A 12,153-nucleotide genomic window follows, 5' to 3' on the forward strand; every position below is an offset into this window, starting at 1 on the left:
GGTGCAAAAGTAGTGCTTTACAACATACGCTCCAAATATTTCGGAGATTATTTTGTAATTATTTTTCCTTCAAAGACGTTGTAATATAATGTACGTACGAAAGAGAAAAGAAATACGGGCATAAACGAAACCGACACGGATAAATCAGCTGAAATTAACCTCGCTCATTCTGTCGCTAAGTCTAAACCGGTACAATCCATAGGCAGGAAGAAGAACAAGGATGCCGTTCATTGTGCATTTACATTCCAAACGGTTTGCCTTTCGACAGCTGTGGGAAGGCCTTTCGATAGCTATGGGAAAGCCTTTCGACAGCTATCGAAATATCTTACCACAGCTGTCGAAAGGCAAATTGTTCGAGAGACTAATAAGCATTCATCATTATATATTCTTTTACACTTCGCATAGGAAGTTTACGACTCCCTGGTATTCAGCACCGTTCTTCGTTAAGATATTATCAGAAGGCCAAATAAACAAGCGGAAAACAACAATTAGTATCAATAAGTTAACTATATTTGCTGTCTGATAAAAATAACGCGACACAGATATGAAACAGTTTTTTAAAATGATGTTCGCCTCAGCATTAGGAGTTTTCGTTGCTGTTGGCCTGATTTCCATTGTATTTGTATTTACTTTGATTGGCATCGCCACCAGTATGAGCAGCACACCTGACTATACTCCTAAAAGTAATACCGTTTATAAACTAACACTTGACGGTAGTTTGTCTGACAATATTCAGGAGAATCCTATCGCTATGCTGATGGGAGAAACAGAAAAAGCTCTTTCTTTAAAAGATATATTATCTACAATTCAAACCGCGAAAGAGAATAAGAACATTAAAGGTATATATATAGAAGCAAAATCACTGAGCACAGGTACAGCCAGCCTTGAAGCCATCCGTAGAGCTTTAGTGGACTTTAAAGATAGCGGTAAATTCATTGTCGCTTATTCCGACAATTATACACAAGGGTGTTATTATCTTTGTTCTGTTGCCGATAAAGTATTTCTGAATCCCCAGGGTACTTTAGGATTAATCGGAATGGCATCACAAACGATGTTCTACAAAGAACTACTCAAAAAAGTCGGCGTAGATATGATGATCTTCAAAGTCGGCACCTACAAAGGAGCTGTAGAACCTTTTATGCTCGACAAATTGAGTGATGCCAACCGCGAACAGATTCAGTCATACATGGGCAGTATTTGGGAAAATGTAACAACAGGCATTGCAGAAGCCAGAAATATACCGGTAATTGATATTAATAATTTCGCCAACGAGGGTTATGCTTTCGCTGCTGCGGAAAAAGCTGTTGAATGCGGTCTAATAGACGAATTAAAGTATCGTACTGAAGCCGAAGAATACATTAAAGAGCTGGCTGGTCAAAGTGACAAACGCCTGCAGACTGCGGATATATCCAAAATTAAAAGTATTAAAACAATCGATCGCGAAAAAACAGACCGCATTGCAATCTTATATGCAGAAGGAGAAATCAAACCGGAACAACCTTCTTCTCCATACAACGCAGAACAGGCTATCACGGAAAAGGTTGCCAACGAACTGATCAAACTCAAAAATGATGAAAATGTAAAAGCTGTTGTTTTTCGCGTGAACTCTCCGGGCGGCAGTGCTTTTGTCTCCGAACAGATCTGGCGTCAGGTAGTAGAACTGAAAAAGGTAAAACCAATCGTAGTCTCCATGGGTGACGTTGCCGCCTCAGGGGGATATTATATTTCATGTGCCGCAAGCAAAATAGTTGCTGAACCCAACACGCTGACAGGATCGATCGGCATCTTTGGTATTTTCCCGAATGTAACCGGTTTATTCAATAAATTATCTCTTACAACAGATATTGTAAAAACCAATACATATGCCGATCTGGGAGATATGAGCCGCCCGATGCGTGAAGACGAGAAAGTTCTGATCCAGTCGTTCGTAGAAAGAGGTTATGATACGTTCCTTACCCGTTGTGCCGATGGCCGTGACATGAGCAAAGAGGCTATCAATGAGATCGGACAAGGTCGTGTCTGGACCGGTGAACAGGCTAAAGAACGTGGATTGGTAGATGAGCTAGGGGGAATCGACAAAGCGATCGAAACAGCAGCCACATTAGCCGACCTCAGTGACTACAGCCTGACATATGTTTCCGGTTCAAAAGATTTCTGGAAAGAATTTATTGAAAAACAACTGGGAGAAGTAAAAGTATCCATCGTAAAAAATGTACTGGGTAATGAATATGAATATTTCAAAACTCTGAATAATATAAAATCGACAACAGGAATCCAGGCTAGACTTCCTTATGATGTTAAACCTTTATAATCCGAGATGCCGACAGAAAACAACATAAAAATACATACTCTGCTTTCCCCCCTCTCCTTCCTGTACGGATTGGGGGTAAGATTCCGTAATCAGCTTTTCGACTGGAAATGCTTAAAATCGGAATCATACCCCATACCTGTTATCTGTATCGGGAACCTGGCTGTGGGAGGAACAGGTAAAACACCTCATACCGAATACATTATCCGTCTACTGAAAGATACTTACAGAATAGCAGTGCTCAGCCGGGGATATAAACGAAAGACAACCGGTTTCATCCTGGCAAACGAACAAAGTACCAGCCTGGAGATTGGAGATGAGCCTTATCAGATGAAACACAAGTTTCCTGATATTCTCGTTGCAGTAGATGCCGACCGGCGTGAAGGTATCGGTAAATTACTGGCGCTTCCCTCCGAGTTACGACCGGAAGTGATCCTGCTTGACGATGCTTTTCAACACCGTTATGTCACCCCTTCTTTTTCGATCGTACTAACTGATTATCACCGCCTATTCTATAATGACAAACTTCTTCCGGCAGGCAGGTTACGCGAACCGATCTGCGGAATACGGCGTGCCGACATGGTGATCGTCACAAAATGTGAAGAAGATATGAAGCCGATCGAATACCGTATTATTGAGGAAAACATGAAGTTGCTGGCTCATCAGTCGATTCATTTCACCCATATTGCATATGCAGATATCAGACCGGTGTTTACCACTCATGCAAAGACTCTTTCCCGGCATGAGATCCGTAAAGAGGATGAGCTTCTGGTGTTATCGGGAATTGCTTCTCCTGACGGTTTTATCAAAGAAGCCAGGAAGCTATCGGATAAAGTAACCCCACTGATATTTCCCGACCATCACGCTTTCGAGAAATCCGATATCCGCCATATTAAAAACGTATTCGATAAAATGAGTTCAACCGGCAGATACATTTTGGTCACAGAAAAGGATGCTGCCCGGTTAATAGATAATCCGTATATTCCTGAAGAATGGAAAACTTGTATGTATTATCTGCCGATCACAATAGAGTTTTGTCTGGATAAGAAATTCGACGATGAAATCAAAAAACATATAACAACTTTCCACAAAGATAAATTGTTACGATAAATAAAAGATGAACAAACGAACAGAAATAGGAACATTAGGTGAGTTTGGATTAATCCGTCACCTTACAGAGAAAATAGAGTTAAAAAACGAAAGTACGGTAAAAGGCGTTGGTGATGATGCCGCAATACTCGATTACAAAGAAAAGCAAGTACTGGTGACAACCGATCTCCTGCTTGAAGGTATTCATTTCGACCTGACTTATGTTCCATTAAAACATCTGGGATATAAATCAGCTGTCGTTAACTTTTCCGACATCTATGCAATGAACGGAAAACCGAAACAAATGACCGTTTCACTCGGTATATCCAAACGTTTCTCAGTAGAAGATTTGGAAGAGTTCTATGCAGGACTTCAACTGGCATGCGACATTTATGGAGTTGATATTGTCGGAGGCGACACTTCCGCATCATTGACAGGTCTGTGCATCAGCATTACCTGCATCGGTGAAGGCGAGAAAGGCAAAATCGTTACCCGTAGCGGAGCCAAAGACACTGACCTGGTATGCGTATCCGGCGATCTGGGAGCCGCTTATATGGGTTTACAACTCCTTGAAAGGGAAAAGAGAGTATTTAAGGGAGAAAAAGAATTTACACCGGACTTTACCGGCAAAGAATATTTATTGGAACGTCAGTTAAAGCCGGAAGCCCGCAAGGATATTATCGAATCACTGGATAAAGCCGGTATCGTCCCTACTTCCATGATGGACGTTTCCGACGGACTTTCATCCGAGTTACTCCATATTTCAAAAGAAAGCAATGTCGGTTGTCGTATTTACGAAGACCGTATTCCTATAGATTATCAGACTGCAGCTATGGCAGAGCAATTCAACATGAATTTAGTGACTGCCGCCCTGAATGGCGGTGAGGATTATGAACTTTTGTTCACAGTTCCTCTTACCGACCACGATAAAGTGTCTGATATGAAAGGTGTTAAAGTCATCGGTCATATTACCCGTCCCGAACTGGGCAAATATCTGGTGGGCCGTGACGGTGGAGAAGTTGAACTGAAAGCTCAGGGCTGGAATTCACTCAATGAATAATTTTTGATATTTTTCTCCACAAACTCTTGCACATTAAAAAAAAGTCCGTATCTTTGCACCCGTTAAACAAAACAACGGTGCCATAGCTCAGTTGGTAGAGCAAAGGACTGAAAATCCTTGTGTCCCCGGTTCGATTCCTGGTGGCACCACTTTTTAAGAAAGAAAAACGATGTAAATCCCTGAATTTCAAAGAAGTTCAGGGATTTTTCATTTCCAAGAATAGGCAAAATAAGTGGGATTAGAGCAAACTATACGTCCTTATTCAAGGGACTGGTTTTAAAAGCCCGAAATGTTCCACCGCGAGGTATTTACTTCATTCTTTTACAGCATGTTGCACTATTTTACATAACAGGGTTCCCGGTTCGATTTCCTAACTTTGTATCATTAAAAATTGAGCCGTATGGAAAGAAAAAGATTCAGCGTGTTGTTCTTCATCAAGCGTAGCAAACTGTTAAAAAACGGGGAAGCACCCGTGCGTGTGCGTGTCACTTATGACCGCCTATACGTGGAACTTCAACTAAAACGGAGCGTAAAAGTCCCACTTTGGTCGCAGGAAAAAGAGAAATCGACAGGCAAAGACCGAAATTCCGTGGAACTTAACCATTACATTGACGCCCTGCGTGTGAAATTCTATCAGATTTACCAAGACTTGGAACTGGAGGGAAAGATTATCTCCGCACGTGCCATAGTGAACCGCTATCAGGGAAAGGACGAGACTTTCAAGACATTATATAATGTATTCAAGGAGCATAACGACAACTGTCGGAAGCTAATCGGGACAGACTATGCCGACATCACCGTAAGACGCTACGACAATTGCCTTAAATACCTCATGGAACTGGTTAAACGGGATTACAAGGTAGATGATATGTTGCTGCGTGAGGTAAACGGGGAACTGGTACGCAAATTCGATTTATACCTAAAGACGGAGAAGCATTGCGCACAGAATACCGTTATCCGGTACATGAAATGTTTTAAGAAAGTGATAAACCTTGCCATTGCCAACGAGTGGCTGACAAAGAACCCGTTTGCCGGAATCAAGTTTCACGAGGTGGAAGTAAACAAACAGTTCTTAAGCCAAGCCGAGATAAACCGGATATGGCAGAAAGAGTTCAGGATTGAACGGCTGGAACTGGTACGGGATGTTTTTATCTTTTGCGTATATACGGGGTTGGCATTCATAGACGTGTATAATCTGCGCCCCGAACACGTTTCAGAGGACAGCAACGGCAACCTGTGGATAGTGAAACCCCGTGAAAAGACAAACAACCTCTGTAACATCCCGCTTTTGAGCATTCCCAAACAGATACTTGGCAAGTATAAGGATAACCCCTACTGCATGGATAAAGGAACTTTGTTGCCCGTTCCCTGCAATCAGAAGATGAACAGCTACCTGAAAGAGATTGCCGACCTGTGCGGTATCAAAAAGAACCTGACCACGCACACAGCCCGCCACAGTTTTGCATCGGTTATCGCACTGGCTAACAACGTGTCACTACCGAACGTGGCTAAAATGCTGGGGCATTCATCCACCCGAATGACACAGCACTACGCAAAGGTATTAGACCAAACGATACTAAGGGATATGCAAGCCGTTGAAAAACAACTATTTGTATAACAAAAGATTACTTAATACATACTTATAAAAGTAATACCCCCTAAAATTATGAAGAAAATTTTCTTCATAATTTTAGGGGGTATTGAGCTATTTCTTTATATTTGCAGAAAATTTTCTGCAAATATGAACAATATAGACATAGAACTTAGTAAAGTAATTGATGCAGCTGTTCAATCTTCAATCGATATAGGTCAGGTTGCATCCTTAAAGGATTTATACAAAGAAAAGAAAAATTCACTAAACTTATCAGATAGACAGATTCAGAAAATTTTAGGAATGGATTCTAAAACTATAAATCCTATATTAAATGGAACTGCTAAACAAATCAATTTCATAAATGTAGTAAAATTGGCTCATTTTTTAGGTCTGTCTGTTAATGACCTAATAAAAGTTTACGTACCAGAATTAGCTCCTAAACAAATAGGAGAAATCCAACGAGCAAGAGAAGCAGGATATATCGTTGAAAATTTTGATGTATCTATCCTTGTTAAGATGAAGTTTTTTAATTCCAATGCTTCATCTAAAGATATGAGTGATAAAATCAAACGCTTTTTTGACATTGATAATATTTACAGTTACTCGGAAAATTCTTTGCTTCCCGTTTTTAGTCGCTCTAAAAGAAACTCGAATGATTTAATGCGTAATTTTTGGATACAATCTGCGTTTATCCAATTTAAATCTATTGCAAATCCCAATCCATACATAAGAAAAGAATTAGTTGAATTAATACCCAAAATTAGACCATACACAAGAGATATAAAAAATGGTCTAATTAGAGTTCTGAAAGCACTATTTCGTATTGGGGTCACAGTTATATATCAACCAAGTTTAGAAAAAATACAAGTTAGAGGAGCTACTATGATAATAAATGATAAACCATGTATTGTACTTTCTAATTTACAAAATAATTATCCTACATTATGGTTTACTCTTTTACATGAACTACATCATGTACTTTTTGATTTTGAAGAAATCAAAAAACAGACGTATCATATTAGCAATAATGAGGGAGACATATTTTTAATGAATGAAGAACAAGCAGATAATTTTGCTTGTGAATATTTATTAAATGAATCTCGATTAAAATTTGCATCAGGGTATATTACATCACATTACAATATTGAAAAACTAGCTAAAGAATGGGGGGTACACTCCTCTATTATATATGCAATGTATTGTTATAAAACCAACGAATGGGCTTTTTATAATAAATATATACCTAAAATGAATGAAGCCTTAGAGCTTATAAATACTCACCCATTTGAAAAAGAAACGTTAATGGAATCAGTACAACAAATCAAAGAATTTTTATACAATTAATTATGGAAGAAAAAAAGAAAAAAAAATCTCAGGAGGAATTAGAAGAACTCCAAAGAAAGCAAGAACAAGATTTAGAGCGTGCAGCAATTTTAATGAAAGCTGATGAAATCAAAGAAGAAACATTTGATTTTGATGTAAACGGTCAAATCGAACTCAAAAATGAGTTGGCAGATATGGTTTTAGAACAAATCGATGACCCTGAAGCTAAATATAATTTATATTATAATGTTGTCAATCGTCTATTAAGAAAATATCTTCCAAAAGGCGATACATATAAAGATGCAAGAGATTTGATTTATGAAGAAAAGAACACATTTTTAACTCGTGGACACAGAAAAGATGCACAAGGTATAAGAGGAGCAGACGGAAGAATGTCCTATATTTCAGATATAAATGAGCTTGTTAACATTATCACTGAATGGATTTCGAACAAAGGAACAATGTTTGATTTATATACTCAAATTAGGGATTTGAACATTTCTAAAGGATATGGTGCTCCACAGTCAAAATAAAATGAATAGAACTATATATATACTCATAATCTCTATTTTAGCCTTTCTTTGCTTACACAGTTGCGCTGTGGATATTGACCCTAAAATAGCTAATACAGCCTTTGGGCTTACAGCTATAAAATACGAATATATAATAATGATTTTAAGTTTATGCAGTGGCATCTTCTGCATTATTGGAGGTATTATACTTACCATTTTAGGGTTTACTGGAAACATCAATTGGATTATTGAAGGAACAGATTTTACGTCAAAATTAATAAATGCTTCTCCTGGAGTTTTACTAATGGTAATAGGAGCCTTGATTATTATTTTTAAAAGATTGAAAATAAAAAGTAAGTAAATAAAAAGCCAGCAACACAGTTTTCAAGAAAACGTGATTGCCGGCTTTTAATCAAACAATAAATCAATAAATGCAGAAAACAAGATTGAAATATTTCAAGAAAGCAATATTCCAAGAAAACAAAATTCAATGTTTTCAAGATTTCATTTTCTGTAATGCCTTTCCAGCAGGTCTAAAATCTCGCTTTCCCGGTAGATGATTTTTCCCGGAAGCTGCACATATCCCAGCAGTCCCGTGTCCCTGTAATCCTGCAACGTCCGTTTGCTGATGCAAAGCCGCTCGCACACTTCCTCGCCCGTCAGGTAGTGTTCACCGTTCAATACCGGACGATAGTTCATTACCACGTACTCCACATTTTCCAGCACCCTGTCAAGGGAGGAAAACAGTACCAGCGTGGTTTCGGAATCTTTCGTTATCAAATCCATACGCCTACTTTTTAGAATTCTCCCTTACTTGGTTGAGCAGAAATGTTTCCACGTCCGAAGCCTTGTAATAAATCTTATTGTTAATCTGCGAATAAGGCAGTTTCCCCGTATCACGGTAGGTCTGCATCGTCCGGGCTGAAACATTCAGCAAACGGCAGGTTTCGCAGTTATCCAGCCACTTGTCACGCTTCCTGCGTAAAGGCACGCAGAGCGCATCCACACGCCCCACAAAGTTTTCAAACCTCTGTTTCCAAAGTTCAAAGGTTCTCTTTTCAATCGTCACTATTTCCATAACCGATATATTTATTCTTGTCAATACTCCGTTTTTCTTCACTGGTGCAAATATATAAGGCTGAATGACAGGTTGTTTCTTTCTGTCCTCAAATGACCTTGCGTGTCCGAAAATGTCCACCGCCACCCCAAGAACAACACGAAAGAAACGAACCGATAACAAAAAAACTGTTTTTTCTCCACTCCTTAAATAAGTAAGGTAATGAACACAAAGCCGTTTTCTATTTGCCGACATTAATTTGGTGCAGAGCGCAGCAAAGCGATTCCAAACGGCTGACGCTTTGTTTTTTACCGATTTTTCTTATTTTATTTGTGGTGCTAATTCAAAAAACAAGCACCTATGAATAATCCTTTCGAAGAAATTTTCAAACGGCTGGAGAACATCGAAAAGATGATTGCCCCGGTCATGGGCGTACAACCCGAAGAACGGCAGGACGGAAAAGAGCCTGTGTTAGTCAAAATATCCGTTGCCAGCGGCATAACCGGGTATTCGGTCAATTACCTGTACCACTTAGCCAGCAAGGGGCTGATACCGTGTGTCAAGCGTGGGCGTACCCTGCGTTTCGACATGGAGGAACTCAAAAAGTGGATGCAGCAGCAGTATGTCCCGGCTTCTAACAGACTTCCCGATGAAAAAGAAAAGAAGTGATGATACACGGCACATCGAGGGCTGGCAGTCAAAGAACGAGCGCATCGAAAGCCTGTTGAACATCCTGTACGATTTCCGGTTCAATACCGTAAAGAGCCGGACGGAATACCGGGCTGCAAGTTCTTCGGGCTTGTACCAGCCCGTTACGAAATTTGTTCTGAACTCGTTCAGGCGCAGGCTGGATGCGACCGCTGGTATTGTCACCTCTGCCGAGAACATCCGTACCATACTGGAAAGCGATTTCGCAAGAAAGGTACATCCCATACGGGAATACTTCAATGCCCTGCCCTTACTGAATCCAGCCGAACACGGGCATATCGGCAGGCTCCTGAACACGGTACAGGTAGCCAACCCCGGCAAATGGGAGGAATATTTCACGAAATGGCTTATCGGTGTGGTAGCCAACGCCATGAATGACACGGGATGTCAGAACCATACCTGTCTGGTATTGACAGGGGACAAGCAGGGACAGTTCAAATCGTGGTGGCTGGACAACCTTTGCCCAACACCGCTTAAGAACTACCTGTTCACCGGAAAGATAGACCCGCAGGGCAAAGACATCCTGACACTGATAGCCGAATACCTGTTCATCAACATTGACGACCAGCTAAAGGAACTCAACAAGCAGAACGAGAACGCCTTGAAGAACCTTATCACCACCCCGGCGGTGAAGTACCGCAGACCGTATGATGTTTACATAGAGGAATACCCCCACCTTGCCAGCCTCATGGCTTCGGTGAACGGCAACGAGTTCCTGACCGACCCGACAGGCAGCAGGCGTTTTCTACCGTTCGAAGTGCTGCACATAGACAAGCCCACGGCAGAAAATATCCACATGGATAACGTCTATTCCGAAATCATGTACCTGTACCGTCAGGACGTGCGCTACTGGTTCAATGATGCCGAGATTGGAGAACTACACCTGAACAATGCGGAATTTGAGGTGCAGACAATTGAGTTTGAAATACTGACACAATATTTTGAGAAGCCGACAGAGGAAGAAGAACCCCAGTTTTTTATGACAACAGCGCAAATACTGGCACGTTTACGGGATATATGCGCCATGCAGCTATCTGAAAAACGGCTGGGGGAAGCTTTGCGAAAAGCCGGGTTCAAACGGATACAGAAACGTATCGACAAACAGACCTATTCGGTATATGGGTACAGGATAAAGCCTGTTCCGGCATCCTGTACAAACCACGATTACGGTTAGCACGGTCATTTTACGATTGGTTATTACTGCAATGCAGTAACTGCCATAGTAAGATATATTTCTATTTTACATACTGTATATCAGATATTTAACAATGATGCAGTAAGCAGTAAGATAAAACCGCAAACTTTTGGAAAAGTTTGGAAAAAGAAAAAACGCAGGAATTATCAGGGGTATATTTCTATCTTCTTTTTAAGAAATAACTTACTTATCTTACTGCATAAGAGATAATCCGCTGAAAGAAAAAGAATTATGCGCAGAAACATGGTCGTTTTTCTTCTTACTGACTTCTTACTGTGCTACTGCAATTTATCAACACCCAAAAAATAAAGATTATGACCTACAAGGAAGCCAACAATATCAGTATCAAGGATTACCTGAACTCTTTGGGAATCCAGCCCGTCACGGAAAAAGGAAGTTACGGGATGTACCGCAGCCCCTTACGGGAGGACAATACGCCAAGTTTCAAGGTGGATTATAACGCCAATCTATGGTGTGACTACGGAACTGGTGAGGGTGGGACGCTCATCGACCTTGTGATGAAGCGGAACGGGTGCAACGCCTACGGTGCTATCTGCCGGCTGGAACAGGGTGACACCACCTCTTTTTCCTTTCACGGGAAAGACCTGCCCGAAAGGGGAACGAAAAGGCAAGCTGCCAGCCCGATAGAGATACGCAGAATACAGTCGTTACAGAATCCGGCACTCATGCGCTACTTACAGGAAAGGGGGATTTCTCCCGGAACGGCATCCCCATACGTGCAGGAAATGTATTACCGCATCGCTGGCAAGCCTTATTTTGCACTGGCATTCAGGAATGATTCAGGAGGTTACGAGCTTCGCAATCCCCGTTTCAAGGGCAGCACATCGAAAGACATCACCCATATAAGGCAACAGGGAGAGCCGAGAGATACCTGTTTCGTGTTCGAGGGCTTTTGGGATTTCCTCTCGTTCCTCACTTTCCGGCAACAGAAAAGCCCGGATATGCCCTGTACCGACTGGCAGGACTACGTTATTCTGAACTCCACCGCCAACACGGATAAAGCCTTATATCCGTTGGCTGGTTACGGGCATATACATTGTATGCTTGACAATGACGAGGCAGGCAGGAAAGCGGTTGAAGCCATAAGGCAGGAATACAAATGGCGTGTACGTGACGTATCACACCTGTACAGCGGTCACAATGACCTGAACGACTATCTGCGTAGCCTTAAAGTGAAACAATCCCAAGACTTGACAGTTGCCGACAAGCCCCAGTTGGAGCAGGATAACAGACAAAATCCGGGTGAAAAAAGAAAAAAAGGGCTAAGGATGTGACCTGCAAGACTG

Annotated in this window: 12 protein-coding genes and 1 tRNA gene; 11 read left to right on the plus strand and 2 right to left on the minus strand. The window is 41.2% G+C overall.

Translation table 11 applies throughout. The annotated features are described in order from the left end of the window. The first annotated feature begins 544 nt into the window (after window positions 1-544). The 8 genes from sppA (at window position 545) to DXD68_RS14415 (ending at window position 8,247) form a co-directional block, all read left to right on the plus strand. Window positions 545-2,311, plus strand: a complete 1,767-nt coding sequence (sppA, locus tag DXD68_RS14380; RefSeq protein ID WP_122362265.1) for a signal peptide peptidase SppA — start codon at window positions 545-547, stop codon at window positions 2,309-2,311. A 6-nt stretch (window positions 2,312-2,317) separates the two neighbouring features. Then, complete coding sequence (gene lpxK / locus DXD68_RS14385) at window positions 2,318-3,418, plus strand: tetraacyldisaccharide 4'-kinase (protein ID WP_122362266.1); 1,101 nt, start codon at window positions 2,318-2,320, stop codon at window positions 3,416-3,418. Between the two features lie 7 nt (window positions 3,419-3,425). Beyond that, entirely contained in the window at window positions 3,426-4,457 is a 1,032-nt protein-coding gene (gene thiL, locus DXD68_RS14390; RefSeq protein WP_122362267.1) for a thiamine-phosphate kinase, read from the plus strand. 76 nt (window positions 4,458-4,533) lie between these two features. Next, window positions 4,534-4,606 (plus strand) — tRNA-Phe (locus DXD68_RS14395). Window positions 4,607-4,857: 251 nt separating this feature from the next. Further along, window positions 4,858-6,075, plus strand: coding sequence for a site-specific integrase (locus DXD68_RS14400; protein ID WP_122362268.1), 1,218 nt, complete (start codon window positions 4,858-4,860; stop codon window positions 6,073-6,075). A gap of 48 nt (window positions 6,076-6,123) precedes the next feature. Next, window positions 6,124-7,395 (plus strand): ImmA/IrrE family metallo-endopeptidase, encoded by a 1,272-nt coding sequence (locus DXD68_RS14405; RefSeq protein ID WP_233577162.1) that lies wholly within the window; start codon window positions 6,124-6,126, stop codon window positions 7,393-7,395. Between the two features lie 2 nt (window positions 7,396-7,397). Then, window positions 7,398-7,907: a hypothetical protein gene (locus DXD68_RS14410; RefSeq protein ID WP_016277457.1), complete on the plus strand. Its 510-nt coding sequence runs from the start codon at window positions 7,398-7,400 to the stop codon at window positions 7,905-7,907. 1 nt (window position 7,908) lies between these two features. Continuing rightward, window positions 7,909-8,247, plus strand: a complete 339-nt coding sequence (locus tag DXD68_RS14415; protein WP_233465849.1) for a hypothetical protein — start codon at window positions 7,909-7,911, stop codon at window positions 8,245-8,247. A gap of 143 nt (window positions 8,248-8,390) precedes the next feature. Here the strand turns inward: DXD68_RS14415 and DXD68_RS14420 are convergent, their stop codons facing one another. After that, on the minus strand, window positions 8,391-8,672 hold the full coding sequence (locus DXD68_RS14420) for a helix-turn-helix domain-containing protein (protein WP_122362270.1): 282 nt from the start codon (window positions 8,670-8,672) through the stop codon (window positions 8,391-8,393). A gap of 4 nt (window positions 8,673-8,676) precedes the next feature. Beyond that, window positions 8,677-8,964 (minus strand): helix-turn-helix domain-containing protein, encoded by a 288-nt coding sequence (locus DXD68_RS14425; protein WP_122362475.1) that lies wholly within the window; start codon window positions 8,962-8,964, stop codon window positions 8,677-8,679. Window positions 8,965-9,303: 339 nt separating this feature from the next. Here DXD68_RS14425 and DXD68_RS14430 point away from each other — a divergent pair, with 339 nt between their 5' ends. From DXD68_RS14430 to DXD68_RS14445, 3 genes are all read left to right on the plus strand, one after another. Continuing rightward, the gene (locus DXD68_RS14430) at window positions 9,304-9,612 is read left to right on the plus strand and encodes a helix-turn-helix domain-containing protein (protein WP_122362271.1); all 309 of its coding nucleotides are present in this window, start codon (window positions 9,304-9,306) and stop codon (window positions 9,610-9,612) included. Next, window positions 9,593-10,825 (plus strand): VapE domain-containing protein, encoded by a 1,233-nt coding sequence (locus tag DXD68_RS14435; RefSeq protein WP_122362272.1) that lies wholly within the window; start codon window positions 9,593-9,595, stop codon window positions 10,823-10,825. Before DXD68_RS14430 ends, DXD68_RS14435 begins: the two co-directional genes overlap by 20 nt. Window positions 10,826-11,160: 335 nt before the next feature. Next, window positions 11,161-12,141 (plus strand): toprim domain-containing protein, encoded by a 981-nt coding sequence (locus tag DXD68_RS14445; RefSeq protein WP_122362273.1) that lies wholly within the window; start codon window positions 11,161-11,163, stop codon window positions 12,139-12,141. Window positions 12,142-12,153: the final 12 nt, after the last annotated feature.

Source organism: Parabacteroides sp. TM07-1AC (assembly GCF_003480915.1).
GTDB lineage: Bacteria > Bacteroidota > Bacteroidia > Bacteroidales > Tannerellaceae > Parabacteroides > Parabacteroides chongii.

Excerpts from the sequence above, each read along its gene's own strand:
- DXD68_RS14415 (WP_233465849.1), top strand. The coding sequence starts at position 7,909 with ATGAATAGAACTATATATATACTCATAATCTCTATTTTAGCCTTTCTT.
- DXD68_RS14410 (WP_016277457.1), top strand. The coding sequence starts at position 7,398 with ATGGAAGAAAAAAAGAAAAAAAAATCTCAGGAGGAATTAGAAGAACTC.
- lpxK (WP_122362266.1), top strand. The coding sequence starts at position 2,318 with ATGCCGACAGAAAACAACATAAAAATACATACTCTGCTTTCCCCCCTC.
- DXD68_RS14420 (WP_122362270.1), bottom strand. The coding sequence starts at position 8,672 with ATGGATTTGATAACGAAAGATTCCGAAACCACGCTGGTACTGTTTTCC.
- thiL (WP_122362267.1), top strand. The coding sequence starts at position 3,426 with ATGAACAAACGAACAGAAATAGGAACATTAGGTGAGTTTGGATTAATC.
- sppA (WP_122362265.1), top strand. The coding sequence starts at position 545 with ATGAAACAGTTTTTTAAAATGATGTTCGCCTCAGCATTAGGAGTTTTC.
- DXD68_RS14405 (WP_233577162.1), top strand. The coding sequence starts at position 6,124 with ATGAAGAAAATTTTCTTCATAATTTTAGGGGGTATTGAGCTATTTCTT.
- DXD68_RS14400 (WP_122362268.1), top strand. The coding sequence starts at position 4,858 with ATGGAAAGAAAAAGATTCAGCGTGTTGTTCTTCATCAAGCGTAGCAAA.
- DXD68_RS14425 (WP_122362475.1), bottom strand. The coding sequence starts at position 8,964 with ATGGAAATAGTGACGATTGAAAAGAGAACCTTTGAACTTTGGAAACAG.
- DXD68_RS14445 (WP_122362273.1), top strand. The coding sequence starts at position 11,161 with ATGACCTACAAGGAAGCCAACAATATCAGTATCAAGGATTACCTGAAC.
- DXD68_RS14430 (WP_122362271.1), top strand. The coding sequence starts at position 9,304 with ATGAATAATCCTTTCGAAGAAATTTTCAAACGGCTGGAGAACATCGAA.
- DXD68_RS14435 (WP_122362272.1), top strand. The coding sequence starts at position 9,593 with ATGAAAAAGAAAAGAAGTGATGATACACGGCACATCGAGGGCTGGCAG.